The following is a 24,091-nucleotide window of genomic DNA, read 5'->3' as shown; positions in this document are numbered from 1 at the left end:
ATTTCACATGCAACGCACCCGTATCAAAATCTGCGGCATCACGCGCGAGGAAGACCTGCGCGCGGCCGTCCATGCCGGCGCCGACGCGCTGGGTTTCGTGTTCTACCCGAAGAGTCCACGCTACATCACCCCGGAGCAGGCGGCTGAGCTGTGCAAGGCGCTGCCGCCCTTTGTTTCCGCGGTGGCGCTGTTCGTCAACGCGACGGTGGACGAGGTGCGGGCGGTCGCGGCGCAGGCGCCGCTGTCGCTGATCCAGTTCCATGGCGACGAAACGCCGGAGGAGTGCGCCGCGCTGGCCGCGGCCGTGCAGCGTCCTTTTGTGCGCGCTTTCCGCGTCAGGCCGGACACGAGCCCGAACGAGCTGCTAGAATATGAAGCTGGTTACCGCGCCGCCAGTCCATGGTTCTCGAGCCTCCTGCTCGACACCTGGGTGGACGCCTACGGCGGCGCAGGAAAGGTATTCGATTGGTCTCTTGTCCCAAAAGAGCTCGCGCCTCGGGTCGTTTTGAGTGGTGGCTTGAACGTACAAAACGCGACTGACGCGACCGTACGTGTTCGTCCCTTCGCGGTCGACGTCAGCAGTGGCGTCGAAGCGCAGAAGGGCATCAAGGATGCCCGCAGGATTGATGACTTCATCAAGGCCGTGCGGGCCGCCGACGCCATCATCTCGAGTGAGTACGATCATGAACGAATTTCCCAAGGACCTGCCTGAACGCGGCAAACCCGCATCCTTCCAAACCCCGCTGTACAAGACTACCGAATACCAGCTGCCCGACCATACCGGGCACTTCGGCGCCTATGGCGGCAGCTTTGTCGCCGAGACCCTGTCGCACGCGCTGGCCGAGCTGAACGAGGCCTACGCGCGCTTCTCGCACGATCCCGCCTTCCTCGAAGAGTTCCGCTACGAGCTGGCCCACTTCGTCGGCCGCCCGTCGCCTGTCTACCATGCCAAGCGCTGGTCCGAGCAACAAGGTGGCGCCCAGATCTTCTTCAAGCGCGAAGACCTGAACCACACCGGCGCCCACAAGATCAACAACGTGATCGGCCAGGCCCTGCTGGCGCGCCGCATGGGCAAGAAGCGCATCATCGCCGAAACCGGCGCCGGCCAGCACGGTGTGGCCACTGCCACCATCTGCGCCCGCTTCGGCCTGGAGTGCGTGGTCTACATGGGCAGCGAGGACGTCAAGCGCCAGGCCCAGAACGTCTACCGCATGAAGCTCCTGGGCGCGACGGTGGTGCCGGTGGAATCGGGCTCCAGGACCCTGAAGGACGCGCTCAACGAAGCGATGCGCGACTGGGTCACCAACATCGAAAACACCTTCTACATCATCGGCACCGTGGCCGGCCCACACCCGTACCCGATGATGGTGCGCGACTTCCAGTCGGTGATCGGCGAGGAGTGCCGGGTCCAGATGCCGGCCATGACCGGGCGCCAGCCGGACTACGTGGTCGCCTGCATCGGCGGCGGCTCGAACGCGATGGGCATCTTCTATCCGTATATCGACGAGCCGGGCGTGAAGCTGGTGGGCGTCGAAGCGGCGGGCGAGGGCCTGGGATCGGGCAAGCACGCCGCGTCGCTGACGGCCGGCTACCCAGGTGTGTTGCACGGCAACCGCACCTACCTGCTGCAGGATGCGAACGGGCAGATCATCGAGACCCACTCGGTGTCGGCCGGCCTGGATTATCCGGGCGTGGGTCCGGAGCACGCATGGCTGAAGGATTCGGCGCGGGCGGAATACGTGTCGATCACGGACGAGGAGGCGCTGAGCGCCTTCCACGACTGCTGCCGCATCGAAGGGATCATCCCGGCGCTCGAGTCTTCGCACGCGATCGCCTACGCGGTAAAGCTGGTGCCGACCCTCGGCAAGGACCAGCTCATCCTGGTCAACCTGTCGGGCCGCGGCGACAAGGACATGCACACGGTGGCAGAGAAGATGGGGCTGGATTTCAGCTGACCCTCCGCTCGACCATTCGTGAACCTTTAAAAGAAAGAACAGCATGTCCCGTATCGAATCGACCTTTGCCGCCCTCAAGGCGCAGAACAAGACCGGCCTCGTCACCTTCATCACTGCCGGTGACCCCGGCCCCGAACTGACGGTGCCCCTGATGCACGCCCTGGTGGAGGGCGGCGCCGACGTCCTGGAGCTGGGCGTTCCGTTTTCCGATCCGATGGCCGAGGGGCCGGTGATCCAGCGCGCCTGCGAACGCGCGCTCAAGTTCAACATTGGCCTGCCCGACGTCTTCAACTTCGTGCGCGAGTTCCGCAAGACGGACGCCACCACCCCGGTGGTCCTGATGGGCTACGCCAACCCGATCGAACGCATCGGCCCCGACAACTTCATCCGCTGCGCGAAAGAAGCCGGCGCTGACGGCGCGATCGTGGTCGACTACCCGCCGGAAGAATGCGCCGCCTTTGCCGAAGCCATGCGCGCGGCCGACCTCGACCTGATCTTCCTGCTGGCCCCGACCTCGACCACGAAGCGCGTCCAGCAGGTGGCCCAGTACGGCAGCGGCTTCAGCTACTACGTCTCGCTCAAGGGCGTCACCGGCGCCGGCAGCATCGACACGGCCGACGTGGCGCGCCGCGTAGCCGCCATCCGCGAGCACGTGAAACTGCCGATCGGCGTCGGCTTCGGCATCCGCGACGGCGCTACTGCCCGGGCGGTGGCGGAAGTGGCGGACGCCGTGGTCATCGGCAGCCGCATCATCCAGGAGCTGGAATCGGTGCCGAAAGACAAGGCGGTCGACGCCGTCCGCAGTTTCACCTCCGGCATCCGCACCGCCCTCGACGCCTGAACTAGGGGCTCAGGCTTGAATGACCGGAATACGTTCGACGTTCCGGTCATTCGACGCTGACCTGGCAAACCCGGCGTTTAAGCATGCTGAATAGCCTGTGCAATGCATATTCCTTTGTGTTAATTGTTGAGTTACATTGGGTATTCTCATACGTCACTCAACAGGATCACCGATGAAAAAGCAGATCACGCATGTTTCCGTTCTCCAGTCAGCCAAGGTCATGGCGGTGCTGTACCTCGTTATCTCGCTGCCGATGGTGGTCTTGATGTCGATTCCCGCCATGATTGCCGGCCAGGCCTTTCCGTTCTGGATGCTGATTGTCATGCCGGTGATGTACACGGCGATTGGTTTTGTCTTCACGCTGCTCGGCGCCTGGATTTACAACTTGGTGGCGGCACGCATGGGTGGTTTCGAATTCACGACTGCCGAAGTTGCCGACCACGGATGAGCCGGATCGCCGAATAATGCGGGCGGACCGCATGCCCCGATAAAGATTGCCTTTGCGCAATACGCGGTTTGCGCTGACACGTTTTGGGTTCAGCTTCATGGCGGTACATTGGATTTGTTTTTTCCGATAAACAAATCCCTTGGATCATGAAATGAAAATACAGATCGTGAACGTATCCGTGGCCCAGACCGCCAAAGTATTGACTCTGCTGTATATCGTGATGTCCCTTCCGTTTCTCGCCATCGGCGCTGTTTTTGGCGCTTTTGGAGGAGGCGTCGGTGTCGTAATCCTGACGCTCCTGATCGCCCCGCTGATCTACGGTGTCATCACGTTTCTTTGTACCGGCCTGGTCGCCTGGCTCTATAACGTGGTGGCAAAACGTGTTGGCGGGCTGGAGTACAGCATTGAGGAAATGTCGGCAAGCACTAGCAAGGTGTAAGCGACGAAGCTGCCGCACCACCGACCAACGCGGGGACGCCTTTGCGGCGTCCTTTTTTACGTGACGACATGCCGCGTGCTTATGCGGCTCAGCCCCGGGCAAGCTCTTGATGGGATTTCAGGTACTCGTCCTTCAAGTCCCGATAGACAGAATCCAGTTCCTCTATCTGCTTCGTGTAACGATGAAGATTTTCTTTCTTCTCGAACGCCAACCGGGAATGCTCGGACAATTGACGTATCAATCCAAGCCATTTGCTCCAGGAAGGAAGTTTCGATAGCTCGCCATGATAGACCTTGTTGAACTGATCCACCATGTAGTAAGTGGACCGGTTTTCGATCATGTTGGCCTTGCTGGCATCGGTCACGAAGACCGCAAACGGCGCGATCATGTCGTCGGAAATGACGGGGTCGATGGTCACCCGCTTGCCGAACCCAAGCCTTGCCTTGACCCACTGCTCGACGCCGATCACATTCATGGTCGGATCGACGGGCAGCCACTTGCCTGAGGTTTCGTCATAGACTTCCAGCCAGCGGTGGTCATTATGGCGAGCGCCGAATACTGAAGCACGGTGTCCCTTTTCCTTGACCAGCTGTTCCGCCGCTGCCTGCCTTTCGGGATTCAATCTCGACAGGTTGATCTCCGCAATAGGGCGGGACTTGATATTCATCTCGCGCACCAGGGCCAGATAAACCTCGGCCAGTTCGTAGCAGTTTCCGCCTCCGCGCTCCAGGATCTCCTTGACCGTCCTGCGCTGGTAGTCGGTTGCAAGCCATTCCAGGCGGTTGCTCACCCAGTTCAGCAAGCTCGCGGCTTTCTGGTAATCGGTACCATCGTTGCGCGTGATCTGCTCGCCCAAGGCACGCAGGTTCAAGTTGGCGGTGTCGATTTTTTCGGTGAGATTGGTGCGATTCGATTGGGCAAAAACAAGAAACGGCTGTGCGGCAAGGAATAAAAGAACAAAGAGTTTTTTCATGAAGCGATTGGGTGTTGATTGCAATGGTTCGGCCTGTTCGACGCGTATCCTCGCGGGCGGAGGCTTTGCAATCTTAATAATGTTGCACAATCAGAACAATATTTCTAAAGCTCAGGTGAGCCGCAGGCTGCGATGATGTCTGAAGGATAATTAGCCGGGTGACATCATTCGACAAGCCGGACGCTTGCGGCTACACTACCGCCACTTCGAAGAATTGCCCGCAAAGGAGAAAAGATGAGTTGGCTAGAAAAACTGCTGCCCCCACGGATCCAGCGCTCCGATGCCGCCAACCGCAAAACCATGCCCGAAGGGCTGTGGGTCAAGTGCCCGTCGTGCGAATCGGTCCTGTACCGCGCCGACCTGGAGTCGAACCTGCACGTCTGCCCCAAGTGCGATCACCACATGCGCATCCGCGCCCGCGAGCGCCTGGATAGCCTGCTCGACGAGGGCGGCCGCTACGAAATCGGCCAGGAAGCCCTGCCGGTCGATACCCTGAAGTTCAAGGACAGCAAGAAGTACCCGGACCGCCTCAAGCAGGCCATGGACGCCACCGGCGAAACCGATGCCCTGATCGTGCAGGGCGGCTCGATCATGAGCCTGCCGGTCGTCGTCGCCTGCTTCGAATTCGAATTCATGGGCGGTTCGATGGGTTCGGTCGTCGGCGAGCGCTTCGTGCGCGGCGCCCAGGTGGCCCTGGAGCAGAAGGTCCCCTTCATCTGCATCACCGCCACCGGCGGCGCCCGCATGCAGGAAGGCCTGCTGTCGCTGATGCAGATGGCCAAGACTACCGCCATGCTGACCAAGCTGTCGGAGAAGAAGCTGCCGTTCATTAGCGTGCTGACCGACCCGACCATGGGTGGTGTCTCGGCGTCCTTCGCCTTCATGGGCGACGTCGTCATCGCCGAACCGAAGGCCCTGATCGGCTTTGCCGGCCCGCGCGTCATCGAGAACACCGTGCGCGAAAAGCTGCCGGAAGGTTTCCAGCGCGCCGAGTTCCTGGTGCAGAAGGGCGCCGTCGACATGATCGTCGACCGCCGCAAGATGCGCGAAGAAATCGCCCGCCTGCTGGCGCTGCTGCAAAACCAGGCCGCCGACGCGCTGGCCTGAACCACAGCGTAACCTTCACCCAGGTGCGGATGCCCAGCGCGTCCGCACCCGTGCCGTCTGGCACGCACTCACCGCTCCATCCCATGCCTACTCTCCCGACCACCTTGCCCGACTGGCTGGCACTGCTCGAGTCACGCCATGCCGAAACCCATATCGACATGGGCCTGGACCGCGTGCGCGCCGTCAAGGAGCGTTTGCAGCTCGCCTTCAGCTGCCCTGTGATCATGGTGGCCGGCACCAACGGCAAGGGCTCGACCTGCGCCATGCTGGAAGCGATGCTGCTGCAGTCCGGCTACCGCGTCGGCCTGTACATCAAGCCGCACTTCCTCGACTTCAACGAGCGCGCGCGCATCAACGGCGAGATGGCGTCCGACGCGGCCCTGGTGGCGGCCTTCGATGCGGTGGAGCGCGTGCGCGGCGACGTGTCGCTGACCTATTTTGAATTCACCACGCTGGCGATCATGCACCTGATCTCGCAGGCCGGGGTGGACGTCGCCATCCTCGAAGTCGGCCTGGGCGGGCGCCTCGATGCGGTCAATGTGGTCGACGCCGACGTGGCCATCGTCACCAGCGTCGACATCGACCACACCGACTACTTGGGCGACACGCGCGAGAAGATCGGCTTCGAAAAAGCCGGCATCTTCCGCGCCGGGAAGGCTGCGATCTGCAGCGACCCGATGCCGCCGCAAACGCTGATCGAGCATGCCGAGAGCATCGGCGCCGACCTGTGGCTACTCGGCCGCGACTTCAACTACCAGGGCGACCAGCAGCAGTGGAGCTATGGCGGCCGCGGGCAGCGCCGCAATGCGCTGGCCTATCCGGCCCTGCGCGGCGCCAACCAGCTGCTCAACGCCTCGGCCGCGCTGGCAGCCCTCGAGGTGCTGCGCATGCAGCTGCCTTGCGGCGCCCAGGAAGTGCGCGCCGGCCTCGCAATGGTCGAGCTGCCGGGCCGCTTCCAGGTGCTGCCGGGCCGCCCGACCCAGGTGCTCGACGTCGCCCACAACCCGCATGCCGCAAGCACCCTGGCGCACAACCTCGGCAACATGGGCTTCCACCGTTACACCTACGCGGTGTTCGGCATCATGGAAGACAAGGACATCGACGCCGTGATCGCGCCCCTGAAGGGCATCGTCGACCACTGGTGCGTGACCGCGCTGCCGTCGCCCCGTTCCGCGCAGCCGGAACAGCTGGCGGAAAAGCTGGCGGCCCTGGCGCCTGCGGGCGCGAAACCGGACGATTTTTCCGTCACCGCCTTTGCCTCCCCGGCGGAGGCCTATGCGAATGCCGTGAGCCGGGCAGGGGAGAATGATAGAATTGTGGTCTTTGGCTCGTTCTACACGGTCGCCGGCGTGATGGCGGCCCGAAAATCCTCTCTTCACTGAATAAAAACGCATGGGCTTGTTCTCGTTCGGTAGCAAAAACAAGCAAGACACGGTCCGGGACAGCGGCCACTTCGTCAAGGACGACGATGCCGCCTACGGGCAGCAGGCCCGCTCCAAGCGTGCCTCCCACGCCGGCGAAGGCGCGACCCGCGGCCGCGGACGCGCCGGCAACGATCCGATCCTCCCCGAGAAGAAGCGCGCGCGCCGCCGCCTGGTAGGCGCGATCGCGCTGGCCCTCGCGGCCGCGGTCGGCCTGCCGATGCTGCTCGATTCCGAGCCCAAGCCGCTCGGCACCGACATCGCCATCAATATCCCGGCCAAGGACAAGGCGGCGCCGCTGCCGGTACCCGCCGCAGCCACCGTCGATAGCGGCGAAGAGATTGTCGAACCGGAAGACACACCCACCGCCCAGGCGCAGGAAACCGCACCGGTCGCGGCCCCGCCGGCCGAACCGGCGCCGATGCGCAGCGTCGACACCACCCGTACCGAAGCGCCCAAGCCTGAACCTGTGAAGCTGGAACCGAAGCGCAAGCCGGAGGCTGAAACGCATCCGAAGGCCGCCGATCTGGAAGCGAAGAAGCTCGACAAGCCGGCCGCCAAGCCGGTGGAAGTGAAACCGCGCCACGAAGACGCCGCACGCGCCCTGGCCATCCTGGAAGACAAGCCGGCCGCCAAGGTCGCCGCCGGCCCGGCCCAGAAGTACGTGGTGCAGGTGGCCGCACTGGCCACGCAGGAAAAGGTCAACGAACTGCAGAGCCGCCTGCGCGCGGCCGGCGTGTCCTCGTTCACCGAGAAGTCGGGCGACCTGATCCGCGTGCGCGTGGGACCGTACAGCAAGGAAGAGGGCGAGAAGATCCGCTCGAAACTGATCGGCATGGGCCTGTCCGGCAGCCTGGTGCCGCTCTGAACGCACGAACGGAAGGTTGCAGGGCGTGACGATTTTCGACTACCTGGTGCTGTTCGTGCTGGTGTCGTCCGTCATCATTTCCACCTTGCGGGGACTGGTGAAGGAGATCCTGTCGCTGCTGGGCTGGATCGTCGCCTTCGTGGTGGCGAACGCCTACGGCGCAAAGCTGGCGCCGATGCTGCCGGAGTTGCTTCCGGGCGAGACCGCGCGCCTGATCATGGCCTTCGTGCTGCTGTTCCTGGGCGTGCGTATCCTGATGGGCCTGCTGTCGCTGGCGATTGGCGCCCTGATCACGGCCACCGGGCTGAGCCTCGCGGACCGCGGCCTCGGTGGATTGTTTGGCTTGGCGCGCGGCATTGTAATCGTGCTTGCCGCCGTCATATTGAGTGGGATGACTTCCATCCCGCAACAGGATTTCTGGAGGAACGCGTTGCTGTCGCCCATGGCGGAAACCGGCGCGCGCACGGTAAAACCATTTCTCCCAGCTGCCATGGCGCAGCATGTGAATTTTTGATTCGTTTTTGACATTTCTGTAATCAGGCAGTCCAGCTTTAGGAGCGCACCATGTGTGGCATCGTCGGCGTCGTCTCGAACAATCCCGTCAACCAGCTTCTCTATGACGCCTTGCTGCTGCTGCAGCACCGCGGACAGGACGCGGCGGGCATTGCAACCAATCACAGCAGCATGTTCTCGATGTACAAGGCCAACGGCCTCGTGCGTGACGTGTTCCGCACCCGTAATATGCGTTCGCTGCAGGGCAATACCGGTATCGGCCACTGCCGCTACCCGACCGCCGGCTCGTCGAGCGAGGAAGAGGCGCAGCCCTTCTACGTCAACGCACCGTTCGGCATCACCCTGGCCCACAACGGCAACCTGACCAACCAGGCCCAGCTCAAGGAAGAGCTGTTCAAGAACGACCGCCGCCACATCAACACCGATTCCGACTCGGAAGTGCTGCTGAACGTGCTGGCCCACGAGATCCAGGAAGCGGCCGACGGCTACAACCTCGACAAGGAAGCCGTGTTCAAGGCGGTGGCCGCGGTGCACCGCCGCGTGCGCGGCGCCTATGCCGTGGTGGCGCAGATCGCCGGCCACGGCATGCTGGCCTTCCGCGACCCCTTCGGTATCCGTCCGCTGTGCCTGGGCGTGAACGAAGGCGAGCATGGCACCGAATACCTGGTGGCCAGCGAATCGGTGGCGCTGGAAGGCCTGGGCTTCCGCTTCGTGCGCGACATCGCGCCCGGCGAAGCGGTCTTCATCGACAACGACGGCAACATGTCGCAGCAGCAGTGCGCCGAGAACCCGTCGCTGAACCCCTGCGCCTTCGAATACGTGTACCTGGCGCGTCCGGATTCCGTGATCGACGGCGCCTCGGTCTATGCGACCCGCCTGCGCATGGGCGAGTACCTGGCCGACAAGATCCGCAAGGAGATCCCGGTCGAGGAAATCGACGTCGTGATGCCGATTCCGGATTCCTCGCGTCCGGCCGCGATCCAGCTGGCGCTGAAACTCGGCGTCGAATACCGCGAAGGCTTCATCAAGAACCGCTACATCGGCCGCACCTTCATCATGCCGGGCCAAGGGATGCGCAAGAAGTCGGTGCGCCAGAAGCTGAACGCGATCGCGTCCGAATTCAAGGACAAGAACGTGCTGCTGGTGGACGATTCGATCGTGCGCGGCACCACCAGCCGCGAGATCGTGCAGATGGCGCGCGACGCCGGCGCCCGCAAGGTCTTCTTCGCCTCGGCCGCGCCGCCGGTGCTGTACCCGAACGTGTACGGCATCGACATGCCCACCCGCGACGAGCTGATCGCCCACGGCCGCACCGTAGAAGAGGTGTGCCGCGAGATCACCGCCGACCGCCTGGTCTACCAGGACGTCGATGCGCTCAAGAAGGCGATCTCGGACGTCAACCCGGCCCTGAAGAACTTTGAGGCCTCGTGCTTCGACGGCGTCTACGTGACCGGTGACGTGACCCCGGAATACCTGGACCGCCAGGAGAGCGCGCGCCACAGCCCGAAGAAGAACCAGGTCGAGGATCCGGTGCGTACGCAACTGAACCTGAACACCCCGGCCGTGACCGAGTAATGGAGCGACAAGCGCGATGAGCGATCAGAAGTTCGGTTTCACCACGACGATCCTGCACAACGACCGCCGCAAGACGATCGAGCAGGGCTCGCTGCACAAGCCGGTGCACACCTCGGTCGCCTTCGGCTACGCCGACGCGCGCCAGCTGGCGTCGGTCTTCCAGGGCAAGGAGCCGGGCTTCCGTTACGGCCGCCAGGGCAATCCGACCGTGGGCGCGCTCGAGGACAAGATCACGAAGATGGAAGATGGCGTTGGCACCATCTGTTTCGCGACCGGCATGGGCGCCATCGGCGCGCTGTTCCAGGCGCTCCTGAAGGCGGGCGACCACATCGTGTCGTCGTCCTTCCTGTTCGGGAATACCAACAGCCTGTGGCAGACCGTGGCGGGGCAGGGCGTCGGCGTCGATTTCGTCGACGCCACCGATGTGGCCAAGGTGGAAGCGGCCTTGACGCTTGAGACGCGCATGGTGTTCGTCGAGACCATCGCCAACCCGCGCACCCAGGTGGCGGACCTCGCCCGCATCGGCCAGCTGTGCCGCGAGCGCGGCATCCTCTACGTGGTGGACAACACCATGACCACGCCCTACCTGTTCCGTCCCAAGGCGGTGGGCGCGGGCCTGGTGGTCAATTCGCTGACCAAGTCGATCGGCGGGCATGGCAATGCGCTCGGCGGCGCCCTGACCGACACCGGCCTGTTCGACTGGAGCGCCTACCCGAACATCGCGGCCAACTTCCGCAAGCAGCCGGCCGCCAACCAGGGCCTGGCCCAGTTGCGCGCCAAGGCCTTGCGCGACTTCGGCGCGGCGCTCGGCCCGGAGGCGGCGCACCACATCGCGGTGGGCGCCGAGACCCTGGCGCTGCGCATGGAACGCACCAGCAGCAATGCGCTGGCGCTGGCGCAGATGCTGGAGGCGGATGAGCGGGTCTCGGCAGTGCACTACCCGGGCCTGCCTTCGCATCCGCAGCACGGCATCACGAAGGAGCTGTTCCGCGCGGGCGGCTCCTTGATGAGCTTCGAGCTGCGCGAGGATATCGACTGCTTCGACTACCTGAACCGCCTGAAGCTGGGCATCCCGGCCAGCAACCTGGGCGACACCCGCACCCTGGTGATCCCGGTGGCGCACACGATCTTCTTCGAGATGGGGCCCGAGCGTCGCGCCAGCATGGGCATCGCCGAATCCCTGATCCGGGTGTCGGTGGGCATCGAGGACACGGACGACCTGCTGGCGGACTTCCGCCAGGCGCTGGAAGCGTAAACACGACGGCAGCTACGGCTGCCGTTTTTCATTCAGCGGTTGAGCGGCACGGCACATTACCGCTATCATGGGACTCCATTCCCATCGGTATCACGTCTATGAAGACCAAGCTGTTCCTTGCCTCCCTGCTGCTGTGCGGCGCCGCCTTTGCCGGCGAGCTGGAAGACGCCAACGCCCTGTTCGAGAAAAAGGACTACGCGGCGGCGCTGAAGATCTATACCAAACTGGCCAATGCCGGTAACCCGGACGCGCAGCAGGCGCTCGGCCAGATGTACTGGTACGGCGAAGCGGGGCAGGTGGATGAGGCGAAGGCCGAGGCCGTGTTCAAGAAGGCTGCCGCCAAGGGCAACAAGGTCGCGATCGCGTCCCTCGAGCTGATGGACCAGCGCGTCAAGCGCCGCAAGGAGATCGATTACTGGATCAGCGGCTACGATGGCGAAGACCTGAAGTCGGGCGAATTCCGCTGCACGGCGCCGCGCATCCCGGCGATGTCGAAGATCAACGCCGACATCGACCGCATCGGCGCCGCCATCAACACCTGGCAGGATTGCTACAACAAGTACGTCACCAACCTGAATGCGGCCTCGCCGCTCACCAAGCGCGTGCCGGAAGACATCCGCAAGCTGATGAAGAAGGACGAGCTGGAGAAATCGAACGCCCACCTGGAGCAGCTGCAGGCCAACCTGTCGGAGGAGGCCAAGGTGAGTTCGAAGCTGATCCTGGCGGACTTCGAAGCCTGGCGCAAGGCGACCGAGGCTTATGTCTCCGAACACAACAAGATGGTCAAGACCAACAGCTCGACCCTGTTCAAGGACAAATAAAAAGAGCGGGCCGTGCCCGCTTTTTTTACGCTCGACTAACAAAACCCCGAGGGCAAGGCGATGCAACGCAGCCATCGGGGGAATTGTTAGTGCCAGCTGCGCATCAGGCCGACTGCGAGGCCCTCGAGCGCGAACTCGTCTTCCGGCGTCACCTGGATCACCTTGAAGTCCGGGTTTTCCGGCAGCAGCTCGACCAGGTTGCCGGTCTTGCGGTAGCGCTTGACGGTGACTTCCTCGCCCAGGCGGGCGACGACAATCTGACCGTTCTTGGCGCTGTCGACCTTCTTGACCGCCAGAAAGTCGCCATCGCAGATGCCGGCGTCGCGCATCGACCAGCCCTTGACCTTCAACAGGAAGTCGGGGCGCGCCGAGAACATGGCGGTGTCGACGGAGTAGGTGGCTTCGACGTGTTCCTGCGCCAGGATCGGCGAACCGGCGGCGACGCGGCCGACCAGCGGCAGCGACATCATCAGGTTCGGAGGCGGCATCGGGATCTGCTCGACGGAGGCGCCGACGAGGCGGATACCGCGCGAGGTGCCCGGCGAAATCTCGATCGCGCCCTTGCGCGCCAGGGCTTGCAGGTGTTCCTCGGCCGCGTTGGCCGACTTGAAACCCAGCTCGGCCGCGATTTCGGCGCGGGTCGGCGGGAAACCGGTATTCTCGATCGCTTCCTTGATCAGGTTAAGGATCTGTTCTTGCCTTGCAGTGAGCTTGAGCATGGGTGTTATACGGCATTAGTTGTAAGAGCAGACTGTATTTTTGTACAGTATTCCGCAATGCGCAAGGGCAAACGCGGGAAAAGTGTAAAAAAATTGTGCAATCCGGGTCCTCCGACTGCCAAAGTGTGGCGGCGTGTACGCAGGTACTTGGCGGACAGGCAAGGTCTCCTTCCATCCCAAACCACACCCCGGCTTCCCAACTGCCCGCTTTTCCGGCTATAATCGTGGGCTTACCCCTTCCCACACTCGTCTTGACGCCGAGGTGGGCATTTGTTTAAACGTCCTTAAGGAGTGTTGCATGCGTCATTATGAAATCGTTTTTATCGTCCACCCGGACCAGAGCGAGCAAGTTCCGGCGATGATCGAGCGTTACAAGACCACGGTGACCAGCCGCGGCGGTAACATCCATCGCGTGGAAGACTGGGGCCGTCGCCAGATGGCTTACCAGATCCAGAAGCTGCCGAAAGCCCACTACATCTGCATGAACATCGAGTGCGACAACGAGACCCTGGTCGAGCTGGAAACCGCATTCAAGTTCAACGATGCCGTCCTGCGTCACCTGACCGTCAAGATGAAGAAGGCCGAAACCGCACCGTCGCCGATGATGAAGTCGGTCCAGCGCGAAGACGCAGCCAAGAGCCACCGCGCAGAAGCAGCAGCCGCTGCCCCGGCCGCAGCTGCCTAAGTTTTTTCCAGGAATTAACGAACCAAGTAAAGCATCGCAGTGAATCAGTTCCAGCTCATCGCGACCATCGCGGAGCGAGACGTACTGCGATTCACCCCGGCCGGCGTCCCCATCGTGGGCGCCATCCTGCAGCACAGTTCGCAGCAGGTCGAAGCCGGAGTGGCAAGACTGGTCGAGTTTGAAATGCCTGCGCTCGGCGCGGGCGAGATTTCAGGCAGGCTGGACAGCGCCGAACTCGGCGCCGCCTACCGGTTCGAAGGATTCCTTGCACGAAAAAACCGCAACAGCAAAGCCTTGGTGTTTCACATCATTGATTTCAGTGCCGCCTAAAACGGCCAATTTAGATTAGATACAGGAGCCTCGAAATGGCATTCGGTAAAAAGTTCGACAAAAACAAAGCTAAAGAAAAACTCAAGCGCAAACAGCAGAACCCGCTGTTCAAGCGCAAGAAGTTCTGCCGCTTCACCGCCGCAGGCGTGGAACAGGTGGACTACAAGGACGTCGACACCCTGAAGGACTTCGTCCAGGAAAACGGCAAGATCATGCCGGCACGCCTGACCGGCACCAAGGCGCACTACCAGCGCCAGGTCGACACCGCCATCAAGCGCGCACGCTACCTCGCGCTGCTGCCGTACACCGACCTGCACAACGCTTAAGCGTCGGCACGTCAGTCAGTTATCCTGGAGAAAAAATATGCAAGTTATTCTGCTCGAAAAAGTTGTTAACGTCGGCAACCTGGGCGACGTCGTCAAAGTCAAGGACGGTTACGCACGTAACTTCCTGATCCCGCAAAAGATGGCACGCCGCGCTACCCAGGCTGCTGTGGCCGAGTTCGAAGTCAAGCGCGCCGAACTGGAAAAAGCAGCAGCTGAAAAGCTGTCGGCTGCCCAGGCGCAAGGCGACAAGCTGAGCGGCATGACCGTCACCATCGCCCAGAAGGCGGGCGTGGACGGCCGTCTGTTCGGTTCGGTCACCAACTTCGACATCGCCGAAGCCCTGAGCAAGCAAGGCTTCCCGGTCGAGAAGTCGCAGGTTCGCCTGCCGACCGGCCCGCTGAAGACCACCGGCGAATTCCCGGTCGCCGTCGCGCTGCACACCGACGTCGTCTCGGAGATCACCATCGCTGTTGTCGGTGAAGCTGCCTAAGCAAGTGTTGTATAAATGAAAAAGCCGGGCTCGCCCGGCTTTTTTTACGTCCTGAAAAACTGAGCCTTTATGACAGCCGGATGACAGGAGAAGGTATAATGCCCGCCATGAATTCCCCAGCCGATCCGCAAGTCGATTCCCTGCGCATCCCGCCGCATTCCATCGAAGCAGAGCAGTCCGTCATCGGCGGCCTCCTGCGCGACAATGCCGCGTGGGACCGCATTGCCGACTTCATGCACGCGGAGGATTTTTACCGCTACGATCACCGCATCATCTTCGAACAGATGATCCGCCTGATCAATGCCGGCAAGCCGGCCGACGTGATCACGGTCTACGAAGCCTGCAACATGCTGGGCAAGGCCGAAGAGGTCGGCGGCCTGCAATACCTGAACGCGATGGCGCAGAACACGCCGTCCGCCGCCAACATCCGCCGCTACGCCGAGATCGTGCGTGACCGCGGCATCCTGCGCAACCTGATCACGGTGGCCGACGAAATCTCGGGCAACGCCTTCAACCCGCAAGGGAAGGAGGTCAAGCAGATGCTGGACGAGGCCGAGTCGAAGATCTTCGCGATCGCGGAAACCGGCGCGCGCGGCCAGCAGGGCTGGAACCCGATCCAGCCGCTGCTCACCCAGGTGGTGGAGCGCATCGACGAACTGTACTCGCGCGAGAACCAGGGCGAGATCACCGGCGTGCCGACCGGCTTCATCGACCTCGATCGCATGACCTCCGGCCTGCAGCCGGGCGACCTGGTGATCGTGGCCGGCCGTCCCTCGATGGGCAAGACCGCGTTCTCGGTCAACATCGGCGAGAACGTCGCGATCGAAGCCGGCCTGCCGGTGGCCGTGTTCTCGATGGAGATGGGCGGCGCCCAGCTGGCCATGCGTATGCTCGGCTCGGTGGGCCAGCTCGACCAGCACCGCCTGCGTACCGGCCGCCTGAACGACGAAGACTGGCCGCGCCTGACCCATGCGATCCAGAAGATGAACGACGCCCAGCTCTACATCGACGAGACGCCGGCGCTCAATCCGATCGAAATGCGCGCGCGGGCACGACGCCTGGCGCGCCAGTGCGGCAAGCTTGGCCTGATCATCGTCGACTACCTGCAGCTGATGCAGGGCAGCCAGCCGGGCGACAACCGGGCGGCCGAGATCTCGGAGATCTCGCGTTCGCTCAAGGGCCTGGCGAAAGAGCTGCATTGCCCCGTCATCGCACTGTCCCAGCTGAACCGCTCGCTGGAACAACGCCCCAACAAACGACCCGTCATGTCCGACCTGCGCGAATCGGGCGCTATCGAACAGGATGCGGACGTTATCATCTTCCTGTATCGCGACGAGGTCTACAATCCCGACTCGCCCGATAAAGGAACCGCCGAGATCATCATCGGTAAGCAGCGTAACGGCCCGATCGGGGCGATTCGCCTTACCTGGATCGGCTCCTACACCAAGTTCGGCAACTATAGCGGTAACCTGAGTATCTACCAGGGCGACTAAGTTTCGATAAGCCGCAGTTTCAATCCTTTTCCGCTGCCAGCCGTGGCGGCGGTTTCGAAGTCCCAAGAGATTCACAACGGAGAATAATATGTTTGGACGCCTGATGCCCCAGGAGGGCAAGTTTTTTGACCTGTTCAACCAGCACGCCGCACTGTGCGTGAAGGGTGCCCAGGAAATGGTTGGCCTGATGACCAACTTCGACGACCTGGAAAACCGCACCCACGCCGTGGAGAGCATCGAGAAACAGGCGGACAAGATCACCTACGCCACCGTCGACATGCTGCACAAGACCTTCATCACGCCGATCGACCGTGACGACATCCACAAGCTGATCACCAGCATGGACGACATCCTCGACATGATGGAAGACGCGGCCCAGACCGTGTCGCTGTACGACCTGCACGCCGTGACCCCGGAAGCCGCGCGCCTGGCCGAACTGTGCCTGTCGGCCTGCAAGAAGGTCCAGGAAGCCGTCGCCCTGCTGCACGACATGGGCAACGCCGCCAAGATCGTCGCCATCTGCGAAGAGATCGACCGCTTCGAGTCGGACGCCGACCACGTGATGCGCGCCGCCATGTCCAAGCTGTTCCGCGATGAGCCGGACGTGCGCAACCTGATCAAGATGAAAGCCATCTACGAGATCCTCGAGACCGTGACCGACCGCTGCGAGGATGTCGCCAACATCATCGAAGGCATCATCGTCGAAAACGCATAACGCGGCCAACAACAAGAACAATTATGGAAACTGTTAACATCAGCATTTACGTGCTGGGCATGCTGGTGCTGCTGGCGCTGGTCTTCGACTTCATGAACGGCTTCCACGACTCGGCGAACTCGATCGCTACCGTCGTGTCGACCGGCGTCCTGAAGCCGCACCATGCGGTGGCGATGGCGGCCTTCTTCAACTTCATCGCGATCTTCGTGGTCAACATGAAGGTGGCGCAGACCATCGGCAAAGGGACCATCGACCCGCACGTGGTCGACCACTACGTGATCTTCGGCGCGCTGGTCGGCGCGATCGCCTGGAACATCATCACCTGGTACTACGGCATCCCGTCCTCGTCCTCGCACGCGCTGATCGGCGGCCTGGTGGGCGCCGCGGTGGCCAAGGCGGGCACCGGCTCGCTGGTCGCCGGCGGCCTGCTCAAGACCGTCGCCTTCATCGTGGTGGCCCCGATGCTGGGCTTCATCCTCGGCTCGATCATCATGCTGATCGTCTCGTGGAGCTTCGTGAAGTCCACGCCGCGCAAGGTCGATACCTGGTTCCGCCGCCTGCAGCTGGCCTCGGCCGCCGCCTACTCGCTGGGCCACGGCGGCAACGACGCGCAGAAGACCATGGGCATCATCTGGATGCTGCTGATCGCGGCCGGCTACGTCAGCGCCAGCGATGCGCACCCGCCGGCCTGGGTCATCATCTCCTGCTACGCGGCGATCGCCTTCGGCACGCTGTTCGGCGGCTGGCGCATCGTCAAGACCATGGGCCAGAAGATCACCAAGCTCAAGCCGGTAGGCGGCTTCTGCGCCGAGACCGGTGGCGCCATGACGCTGCTGATGTCGAGCTACTTCGGCATCCCGGTGTCGACCACCCACACCATCACCGGCGCCATCGTCGGCGTCGGCGCCTCGCAGAAGATGTCGGCGGTGCGCTGGGGCGTGGCCGGCAATATCGTCTGGGCCTGGATCTTCACCATCCCGGCGTCGGCCTTCATGGCGGCTGTGGCCTGGTGGATCGGCACCCACATCATGTAAGCACAGCAGAGAAAGCAATGCTTCCAGAAAACCCGGCGCTGCCGGGTTTTTTTTCGCCCGTCGTGTCCGGGTACCCGCAGCCCCCGCGGTTATACTGGACGGGCCGCTGCCCATCCGACCAGAGCCATGACCCCGCAAGCCGACAAGGCAATGCCCGCCGGAACCGCGACCGGACTCCGGGCCATCGACAGCCTGCGACCGCTGCTGGCCTTCCTGCGTCCGCGCATGGCGCTGCTGCTGGTATGGCCGGCGCTCGCGCTGGCTGCCGCGGTCGCGCTGTGGAGCTATGTGCTGCTCGACCTCGGGCGCGAGCTGAGCGATCGCCGCACCGAACTGGCGCAACAGGTCGATGCCTATACGCGCAGCCTGGTGATCCGCACCGAACGCTCGATCGGCGACACCGATCGCCTGTTGCTGTTGTTGCGCCACAACTGGGCGGTATCGGGGCGGCGTATCGACCTGTCGGGCACGCTCGAGGCAGGGATTTTCTCCAAACAATATATATCCGCCGTGGCCCTGGTCGACCGCGAGGGGAGCATCATGACCAGCACCCATCCGGGCGCCGTCGGCCGCTACGTCGGCGACCGGGCCTACTTCCGCGCCCAGCAGGCAGCCGGCGCCGACCGGCTCTACGTGAGCCGCCCGCTGGTGGGAGACCTGTCGGGGCGCGAGGTGGTCGCCTTCTCGCGTCCGTTGTTGACGCCCGAGGGACGCTTCGACGGCATCGTGCTGGTGTCGGTCCTGCCGTCCTTCTTCACCCAGCACTACGCCGAGCCGATCCTGGGCGAGCATGGCTTCGTGGCCGTGGTGGCGGCGGACGGCGCGCTGGTCGCCAGCCGCAGCGGCGCCACGGTGCACAGCATGGGCGCACCATTCCTGCTGGCGCCGCTGCCCCTGGGTGCGACCAGCGGCGTGGCCCAGCCGGACGGCGGGCTTCGCTTCGCCGACGGGCGCGCGCGCGTGGTCGGCTGGCGGCCGTTTCCGGAGCTGGGCCTGGTCGGCGTCGTCGGCGTCGACCAGTACACGGCGCTGGCGCCTTACCGCGCGCACCGCCAGGAACAGCTGGCCGGGGCCTGGTGGAACACCGCCTGGCTGGCGCTGGCCGCGCTGCTGGCCAGCGCCGTCTTCGTGCACGCGAAGTGGCGCCGGCACCAGGTCGAGACCATCCGCGCCACTTACCGGCTGGCCACCGAGGATGCGGGCGAGGGCTTCTTCATCAACCGCCCGCTGCGCGACCTGCAGGGCGTGGTGCGCGATTTCCTGGTCGTCGACTGCAACCAGTTTGGCGCCGACATGTTCGGCAAGCAGCCCAGGGAACTGATCGGACACCGTCTCTCCGAGTTCTACCAGGGCGAGTTGTTCCGCGCCGCCTGCGCGCGCCTGTGCCAGGCGCTCGACACCGGGCTGTACGACCGCGAGCTCCCGGTGACGCCGTCGGCGGAGCAGCCCCTGAAGCCCCAGTGGATCCGCTACAAGGCGGTGCGCGCCGGCGACGACCTGGCGGTCACGATCCGCGACATCAGCGAGGGCAAGGCGCACCTGACCGAACTCGAGCGCCGCAGCAATTCGGACGAGCTGACCGGCCTGCCGAACCGCTACTGGATCCAGCAGTACCTGCCGCAGGCGATCGGCGCGGCGCGCGCGGACGGGCAGGGCCTGGCGGTGCTGTTTATCGACCTGGACGGCTTCAAGACCGTCAACGATGCGCTCGGCCATGCGGCCGGCGACGAGCTGCTGCGCACCGTGGGCAAGCGCCTGCGGATCGCGGTGCGCCCGCGCGACCACGTGGTGCGCCTGGGCGGCGACGAATTCGTGGTGGTGCTCGAACAGGTCGCAAGCAGCACGGATGTCGAGCACGTGGCGGAGCGCATCCTCGGCGCCTTCCGCGACGGCTTCCACCTGCAGCACGCGCTGCACGTCCTGAATGCCTCGATCGGCATCAGCCTGTTCCCGGAGCACGGCGACGACGCCCAGACCCTGCTGAAGAACGCCGACATCGCCATGTACTCGGTCAAGACCGAGGGCAAGGGCAAGTACCGCTTCTTCCACGAGAGCTTCTTCGAGGCGATCCGCACCCGTCTGGAAACCGAGGTCGAACTGCGCCATGCGCTCGACCGGCAGCAGTTCGTGCTGCACTACCAGCCGCGCGTGGACCTGGTGTCCGGCGCCCCGGCCAGCATGGAAGCGCTGGTGCGCTGGGAGCGCCCGGACCGCGGGCTGACCGGGCCGGACCGCTTCATTCCGCTGCTCGAGGAGACCGGCCTGATCGTCCGCCTGGGCGAGCAGGTGATCGATGGCGTCTGCCGCCAGCTGGCCCAGTGGAAGCGCGAGGGCGCGGCGCCGGTGCCGGTGTCGGTGAATGTCTCGCCGCGCCAGTTCAGCCAGTCGGACATCCTCGGCCTGTTCCGCGCGGCCGTGACGCGCCACGGCATCGACCCAAGGCTGCTCGAGATCGAGGTGACCGAATCGTCGATGATGCAGGAAGGGATCGGCGAGTCGGCCGTGTTCCGCCAGCTGCGCGACATGGGGATCAAGCTGTGCATCGACGACTTCGGTACCGGCTACTCCTCGCTGTCGCAGTTGCAGAAGCTGCACTTCGATGTGCTCAAGATCGACCGCGCCTTCGTGCTGCGGATCGAGCATCCGGAAGGCGACACCCTGATCGCGTCGATGATCGCCATGGCGCATGCGCTGGGGATGCGGGTGGTGGCCGAGGGCATCGAGAGCCGGCGCCAGATGCAGCTGCTGCAGACCCTTGGCTGCGACGAAGGGCAGGGCTACTTCTTCTCGCGTCCGGTGCCGGCCGAGAAGATCCATGCACGCGGATGACAGTGTTTTTTAGCGAACGCATTGTTAAATGTCAGTACGTTGGTAGTAATATTACATGGTAGCGCTCGCTACCGTGACCGCCTGCTCAGCTGTTGCCGGCGGTAACTACTAAAGAAAACAATGACAAAGGGGACATCAATGCGCACCAGACGTAGTTTGACTTCACGGCTGCGGTTCGCCATGACCGCTTGCGGCCTGCTGGCGGCAGTCGCCGGCGCCGGCCTGCCCGCAGCGGCCGCGTACGCCCAGCAGCCGGCCGCCACTGCCACCACTGCCGCCGCGCCGGTCGCGCCCGGCACCATCCGCATCCACTTCCGGCGCGTCCAGAACGACGCCGCCCAGTGGGGCGTGTATTCGTGGGACGGCCCGGCCAATCCGAGTTCCGCCTGGATCACCGACCGCTTCATGTTCACCCAGTCGGACAGCTTCGGCGGCTGGGTCGACATCCCGCTTGCCGCCGGCAAGACCGCGCTGTGGTTCCTCGTCACCGACGGCAGCGGCACCAAGAACTGCGGCGCCGACCAGGGCGCGCCGCTCCCGAACGACGTGGCTAGCCGCGGCCACGAGATCTGGCTGCTGGAAGGCGACTGCACCGTCTACACGGCGCCGCCTGCACTCAGCTACGGCAGCCTGCTCAACGCCAGCGCCCACTGGCTGGCCGCGAACACCCTGGCCTGGCCCGGTGTGCCGGCCACCGGCAGCTACAAGCTGTATTACGCCGCCAATGGGGGGCTCGGTTCCGGCGCGGCGGGCGTAAGCGGCGCCGACGGCAGCATGAACCTGAGCCTGGCGCCGCTGCCCGAAGCGGTGCGCACGAAGTTCCCGCACCTGGCGAATGCCACCGGCCTGGCCCTGTCGAACGCGGATGCGGCGAAACTGGGCGCTTTGGCCAGCGCCCAGTTCGCGATCGCCCAGTTCGACGCCGCCGGCAAGCTGGTGCAGGTCACCTCGCTGCAGAACGCGGGCATGCTCGACGACGTGTTCGGGCAGCGCGCCGCGAACGCGAAGCTGGGGGTAAGCTTCAACGGCGCCGGCGTGCCGAGCTTCCGGGTCTGGGCCCCGACCGCAAAGTCGGTGGCGCTCGACATCTATCCGGATGCGAACGCACCAAGCTCCGGTTCGGTGCCGATGCGCTTTGATGCCGCCACCGGCGTGTGGAGCTACACCGCGCCGAACGCGAACTGGACCAACCGCGCCTACTACACGTATACCGTGCAGGTGCTGTCGCGCTGGGCCAACAACAGCATCGTGACCAATACCGTCACCGACCCGTATTCGGTGAGCCTGAACGCCAACAGCGCCCGCTCCTTCGTGGCGGACCTCGACAGCGACGCGCTCAAGCCGCGCGGCTGGGACCAGCACCGCATCCCCAGACTCGAGCACGCGGGCGACATCGCGCTGTACGAGCTGCACATCCGCGACTTCAGCGCCGGCGACGACTCGGTGCCGGCGGCGCGGCGCGGCAAGTACCTGGCCTTCACCGAGCGCCAGTCGAACGGCATGCGCCACCTGAAGTCGCTGGCGAAAGCCGGACTGACCCACGTGCACCTGCTGCCGGCCTTCGACATCGCCAGCGTCAACGAGCTCGGATGCACTACGCCTGCGATCCCGGATGCGGGGCCGGCATCGAGCGCCCAGCAGGCCGCGGTGGACGCGGTGCGCGACAGCGACTGCTTCAATTGGGGCTACGACCCGGTGCACTACAACGCGCCGGAAGGCAGCTATGCCTCCAGCGCGAATGACGGCGCTGCTCGCATCCGCGAATTCCGCGCGATGGTGCAGGGCCTGCACGACACCGGCCTGCGGGTGGCGATGGACGTGGTCTACAACCACACCAGCAGCTCGCAGCAGGGGCCCCTGTCGGTGCTCGACAAGATCGTGCCGGCCTACTACTACCGCCTGAACGGCAATGGCGCCAACCTGAACGACAGCTGCTGCGCCGACACCGCGGCCGAACACACCATGATGGGCAAGCTGATGGTCGATTCGGTGGCGCTGTGGGCCAAGGCCTACCAGGTCGACAGCTTCCGCTTCGACATCATGTCCTTTGCCCCGCTCGAGCTGATGACGCGCCTGAAAACGGCCGTGAACCGTGCCGCCGGCCGCGAGATCTACCTGTACGGCGAAGGCTGGAACTTCGGCGCCGTCGGCAATGACCAGCGCTTCGTGCAGGCGCGCCAGGCCAACCTGTATGGCAGCGGCATCGGTTCCTTCAACGACCGCCTGCGCGATGCGGTGCGCGGCGGCGGCTGCTGCGACGGCGGCGAGAACTTGATTAGCCAGCAGGGCTTCATCAACGGCGTGTGGTATGACCCGAACGACCGGGCGCGCCAGTCGCGCGACGATGCGCTGCGCCTGGCCGACATGGTGCGCGTGGGCCTGTCCGGCACCCTGCGCGACTACCGCTTTGTCGACCGCTTCGGTTCGCTGCGCAGCAATGCCGACATCGACTACTTCGGCCAGCGCGCCGGCTACACCGCCAGCCCGCTCGAAGCGATCAACTACGTGGAGAAGCACGACAACCAGACCCTGTTCGACATCAACGCCTTCAGGCTGCCGCAATCGACCTCGCTGGCGGACCGCGTGCGGGTGCAGAACCTGGGCGCCGCCATCGTGCTGTTGTCGCAGGGCGTGCCCTTCATCCATGCCGGCCAGGAATTGCTGCGCTCGAAGTCGCTCGACCGCGACAGCTACAACGCGGGCGACTGGTTCAACCGCCTCGACTACAGCTATGCCGCGAACAACTTCGGCGTCGGCCTGCCGATGGCGGGCGTCAACCGCGACAACTGGGGCCTGATGACGCCGATCCTGGAAAACCCGCTGATCAAGCCTGATTCCGGCGCGATCCTGTCGGCCAGGTCGGCCTTCGAAGACCTGCTGGCGATCCGCATGGACAGCAGCCTGTTCCGCCTGCGCACGGCGAAAGACGTGATGGAGCGCCTGAAGTTCCACAACACGGGGCCGGACCAGGAGCCGGGGCTGATCGTGATGCGCATCGACGGCGACGAGCCGACCCGCTATCCGGGCGCGCAGTACCGCAGCGTGGTGGTGCTGTTCAACGTGGACAAGGAGGCGAAGACCCTTGCGATCCCCGCACTCAAGGGCTTGAAGCTGAAGCTGCACAAGCTGCAGCGCAAGTCGGACGACGCGGTGGTGAAGAGCTCGAGCTATGTCGAGGCGAGCGGCAGTTTCACCATTCCCGCGCGCACGACGGCGGTGTTCGTCGAGTAGGGCAGCGGCCCTGACGACGACTG

23 protein-coding genes are annotated in these 24,091 nt (G+C 64.0%); 21 read left to right on the top strand and 2 right to left on the bottom strand.

All coding sequences use genetic code 11. The annotated features are described in order from the left end of the window. Window positions 1-7: 7 nt before the first annotated feature. The 5 genes from LK539_RS01500 to LK539_RS01480 all read left to right on the top strand — a co-directional run bounded on the left by LK539_RS01500 (window position 8) and on the right by LK539_RS01480 (window position 3,683). On the top strand, window positions 8-712 hold the full coding sequence (locus LK539_RS01500) for a phosphoribosylanthranilate isomerase (protein ID WP_227799136.1): 705 nt from the start codon (window positions 8-10) through the stop codon (window positions 710-712). Then, window positions 684-1,955, top strand: a complete 1,272-nt coding sequence (trpB, locus tag LK539_RS01495) for a tryptophan synthase subunit beta (protein WP_227799135.1) — start codon at window positions 684-686, stop codon at window positions 1,953-1,955. Before LK539_RS01500 ends, trpB begins: the two co-directional genes overlap by 29 nt. Window positions 1,956-1,998: 43 nt before the next feature. Next, on the top strand, window positions 1,999-2,796 hold the full coding sequence (gene trpA / locus LK539_RS01490; RefSeq protein ID WP_227799134.1) for a tryptophan synthase subunit alpha: 798 nt from the start codon (window positions 1,999-2,001) through the stop codon (window positions 2,794-2,796). A 172-nt stretch (window positions 2,797-2,968) separates the two neighbouring features. After that, complete coding sequence (locus LK539_RS01485; protein ID WP_227799133.1) at window positions 2,969-3,244, top strand: hypothetical protein; 276 nt, start codon at window positions 2,969-2,971, stop codon at window positions 3,242-3,244. A gap of 151 nt (window positions 3,245-3,395) precedes the next feature. Next, complete coding sequence (locus LK539_RS01480; protein ID WP_227799132.1) at window positions 3,396-3,683, top strand: hypothetical protein; 288 nt, start codon at window positions 3,396-3,398, stop codon at window positions 3,681-3,683. Window positions 3,684-3,771: 88 nt separating this feature from the next. Here LK539_RS01480 and LK539_RS01475 read toward each other — a convergent pair whose 3' ends face one another. After that, window positions 3,772-4,656: a transglutaminase family protein gene (locus LK539_RS01475; protein WP_227799131.1), complete on the bottom strand. Its 885-nt coding sequence runs from the start codon at window positions 4,654-4,656 to the stop codon at window positions 3,772-3,774. 234 nt (window positions 4,657-4,890) lie between these two features. On the opposite strand from LK539_RS01475, the gene accD reads away from it, so the two are divergent. From accD to LK539_RS01440, 7 genes are all read left to right on the top strand, one after another. After that, a complete protein-coding gene (gene accD, locus LK539_RS01470; protein ID WP_227799130.1) occupies window positions 4,891-5,763 on the top strand; it encodes an acetyl-CoA carboxylase, carboxyltransferase subunit beta in 873 nt (290 codons plus the stop codon). Window positions 5,764-5,846: 83 nt separating this feature from the next. After that, window positions 5,847-7,145 (top strand): bifunctional tetrahydrofolate synthase/dihydrofolate synthase, encoded by a 1,299-nt coding sequence (gene folC, locus LK539_RS01465; protein WP_227799129.1) that lies wholly within the window; start codon window positions 5,847-5,849, stop codon window positions 7,143-7,145. Window positions 7,146-7,155: 10 nt separating this feature from the next. Continuing rightward, window positions 7,156-8,052 (top strand): SPOR domain-containing protein, encoded by an 897-nt coding sequence (locus LK539_RS01460; protein ID WP_227799128.1) that lies wholly within the window; start codon window positions 7,156-7,158, stop codon window positions 8,050-8,052. 25 nt (window positions 8,053-8,077) lie between these two features. Next, window positions 8,078-8,566, top strand: coding sequence for a CvpA family protein (locus LK539_RS01455; protein WP_227799765.1), 489 nt, complete (start codon window positions 8,078-8,080; stop codon window positions 8,564-8,566). 50 nt (window positions 8,567-8,616) lie between these two features. Beyond that, entirely contained in the window at window positions 8,617-10,140 is a 1,524-nt protein-coding gene (gene purF / locus LK539_RS01450) for an amidophosphoribosyltransferase (protein ID WP_227799127.1), read from the top strand. 16 nt (window positions 10,141-10,156) lie between these two features. Continuing rightward, window positions 10,157-11,395 (top strand): cystathionine gamma-synthase family protein, encoded by a 1,239-nt coding sequence (locus LK539_RS01445; RefSeq protein WP_227799126.1) that lies wholly within the window; start codon window positions 10,157-10,159, stop codon window positions 11,393-11,395. A 98-nt stretch (window positions 11,396-11,493) separates the two neighbouring features. After that, a complete protein-coding gene (locus LK539_RS01440) occupies window positions 11,494-12,216 on the top strand; it encodes a tetratricopeptide repeat protein (RefSeq protein ID WP_227799125.1) in 723 nt (240 codons plus the stop codon). An 86-nt stretch (window positions 12,217-12,302) separates the two neighbouring features. Here the strand turns inward: LK539_RS01440 and lexA are convergent, their stop codons facing one another. Then, window positions 12,303-12,935 (bottom strand): transcriptional repressor LexA, encoded by a 633-nt coding sequence (lexA, locus tag LK539_RS01435; RefSeq protein ID WP_227799124.1) that lies wholly within the window; start codon window positions 12,933-12,935, stop codon window positions 12,303-12,305. Between the two features lie 298 nt (window positions 12,936-13,233). Between lexA and rpsF the strand changes: the two genes are divergently transcribed. The 9 genes from rpsF to pulA all read left to right on the top strand — a co-directional run bounded on the left by rpsF (window position 13,234) and on the right by pulA (window position 24,068). Further along, window positions 13,234-13,620 (top strand): 30S ribosomal protein S6, encoded by a 387-nt coding sequence (gene rpsF, locus LK539_RS01430; protein ID WP_020656856.1) that lies wholly within the window; start codon window positions 13,234-13,236, stop codon window positions 13,618-13,620. 39 nt (window positions 13,621-13,659) lie between these two features. Next, window positions 13,660-13,950 (top strand): primosomal replication protein N, encoded by a 291-nt coding sequence (gene priB, locus LK539_RS01425; protein ID WP_227799123.1) that lies wholly within the window; start codon window positions 13,660-13,662, stop codon window positions 13,948-13,950. 35 nt (window positions 13,951-13,985) lie between these two features. After that, entirely contained in the window at window positions 13,986-14,276 is a 291-nt protein-coding gene (rpsR, locus tag LK539_RS01420; protein ID WP_036249492.1) for a 30S ribosomal protein S18, read from the top strand. A gap of 37 nt (window positions 14,277-14,313) precedes the next feature. Further along, window positions 14,314-14,766 (top strand): 50S ribosomal protein L9, encoded by a 453-nt coding sequence (gene rplI / locus LK539_RS01415; protein ID WP_159703143.1) that lies wholly within the window; start codon window positions 14,314-14,316, stop codon window positions 14,764-14,766. A gap of 107 nt (window positions 14,767-14,873) precedes the next feature. Then, window positions 14,874-16,259 carry a replicative DNA helicase gene (locus LK539_RS01410; protein ID WP_227799764.1) on the top strand — a complete coding sequence of 462 codons (1,386 nt, stop codon included), beginning with the start codon at window positions 14,874-14,876 and terminating at the stop codon, window positions 16,257-16,259. Window positions 16,260-16,347: 88 nt separating this feature from the next. Then, window positions 16,348-16,974: a DUF47 domain-containing protein gene (locus LK539_RS01405; protein ID WP_227799122.1), complete on the top strand. Its 627-nt coding sequence runs from the start codon at window positions 16,348-16,350 to the stop codon at window positions 16,972-16,974. Between the two features lie 23 nt (window positions 16,975-16,997). Then, a complete protein-coding gene (locus LK539_RS01400; RefSeq protein WP_227799121.1) occupies window positions 16,998-18,008 on the top strand; it encodes an inorganic phosphate transporter in 1,011 nt (336 codons plus the stop codon). 126 nt (window positions 18,009-18,134) lie between these two features. Beyond that, a complete protein-coding gene (locus LK539_RS01395) occupies window positions 18,135-20,837 on the top strand; it encodes an EAL domain-containing protein (RefSeq protein WP_227799120.1) in 2,703 nt (900 codons plus the stop codon). A 180-nt stretch (window positions 20,838-21,017) separates the two neighbouring features. Continuing rightward, the gene (gene pulA / locus LK539_RS01390) at window positions 21,018-24,068 is read left to right on the top strand and encodes a pullulanase-type alpha-1,6-glucosidase (protein WP_227799119.1); all 3,051 of its coding nucleotides are present in this window, start codon (window positions 21,018-21,020) and stop codon (window positions 24,066-24,068) included. Window positions 24,069-24,091: the final 23 nt, after the last annotated feature.

Source organism: Massilia sp. IC2-476 (assembly GCF_020707295.1).
Lineage (GTDB): Bacteria > Pseudomonadota > Gammaproteobacteria > Burkholderiales > Burkholderiaceae_D > Telluria.
This window is presented reverse-complemented; position numbering and strand designations above follow the sequence as displayed.

What these genes read in the sequence shown, in the direction of transcription:
- purF (WP_227799127.1), top strand. Translation starts at nt 8,617, where the DNA reads ATGTGTGGCATCGTCGGCGTCGTCTCGAACAATCCCGTCAACCAGCTT.
- LK539_RS01440 (WP_227799125.1), top strand. Translation starts at nt 11,494, where the DNA reads ATGAAGACCAAGCTGTTCCTTGCCTCCCTGCTGCTGTGCGGCGCCGCC.
- pulA (WP_227799119.1), top strand. Translation starts at nt 21,018, where the DNA reads ATGACCGCTTGCGGCCTGCTGGCGGCAGTCGCCGGCGCCGGCCTGCCC.
- LK539_RS01410 (WP_227799764.1), top strand. Translation starts at nt 14,874, where the DNA reads ATGAATTCCCCAGCCGATCCGCAAGTCGATTCCCTGCGCATCCCGCCG.
- LK539_RS01400 (WP_227799121.1), top strand. Translation starts at nt 16,998, where the DNA reads ATGGAAACTGTTAACATCAGCATTTACGTGCTGGGCATGCTGGTGCTG.
- LK539_RS01405 (WP_227799122.1), top strand. Translation starts at nt 16,348, where the DNA reads ATGTTTGGACGCCTGATGCCCCAGGAGGGCAAGTTTTTTGACCTGTTC.
- rpsF (WP_020656856.1), top strand. Translation starts at nt 13,234, where the DNA reads ATGCGTCATTATGAAATCGTTTTTATCGTCCACCCGGACCAGAGCGAG.
- trpA (WP_227799134.1), top strand. Translation starts at nt 1,999, where the DNA reads ATGTCCCGTATCGAATCGACCTTTGCCGCCCTCAAGGCGCAGAACAAG.
- LK539_RS01395 (WP_227799120.1), top strand. Translation starts at nt 18,135, where the DNA reads ATGACCCCGCAAGCCGACAAGGCAATGCCCGCCGGAACCGCGACCGGA.
- LK539_RS01485 (WP_227799133.1), top strand. Translation starts at nt 2,969, where the DNA reads ATGAAAAAGCAGATCACGCATGTTTCCGTTCTCCAGTCAGCCAAGGTC.
- LK539_RS01500 (WP_227799136.1), top strand. Translation starts at nt 8, where the DNA reads ATGCAACGCACCCGTATCAAAATCTGCGGCATCACGCGCGAGGAAGAC.
- LK539_RS01480 (WP_227799132.1), top strand. Translation starts at nt 3,396, where the DNA reads ATGAAAATACAGATCGTGAACGTATCCGTGGCCCAGACCGCCAAAGTA.
- lexA (WP_227799124.1), bottom strand. Translation starts at nt 12,935, where the DNA reads ATGCTCAAGCTCACTGCAAGGCAAGAACAGATCCTTAACCTGATCAAG.
- LK539_RS01445 (WP_227799126.1), top strand. Translation starts at nt 10,157, where the DNA reads ATGAGCGATCAGAAGTTCGGTTTCACCACGACGATCCTGCACAACGAC.
- LK539_RS01460 (WP_227799128.1), top strand. Translation starts at nt 7,156, where the DNA reads ATGGGCTTGTTCTCGTTCGGTAGCAAAAACAAGCAAGACACGGTCCGG.
- accD (WP_227799130.1), top strand. Translation starts at nt 4,891, where the DNA reads ATGAGTTGGCTAGAAAAACTGCTGCCCCCACGGATCCAGCGCTCCGAT.
- rplI (WP_159703143.1), top strand. Translation starts at nt 14,314, where the DNA reads ATGCAAGTTATTCTGCTCGAAAAAGTTGTTAACGTCGGCAACCTGGGC.
- rpsR (WP_036249492.1), top strand. Translation starts at nt 13,986, where the DNA reads ATGGCATTCGGTAAAAAGTTCGACAAAAACAAAGCTAAAGAAAAACTC.
- folC (WP_227799129.1), top strand. Translation starts at nt 5,847, where the DNA reads ATGCCTACTCTCCCGACCACCTTGCCCGACTGGCTGGCACTGCTCGAG.
- LK539_RS01475 (WP_227799131.1), bottom strand. Translation starts at nt 4,656, where the DNA reads ATGAAAAAACTCTTTGTTCTTTTATTCCTTGCCGCACAGCCGTTTCTT.
- trpB (WP_227799135.1), top strand. Translation starts at nt 684, where the DNA reads ATGAACGAATTTCCCAAGGACCTGCCTGAACGCGGCAAACCCGCATCC.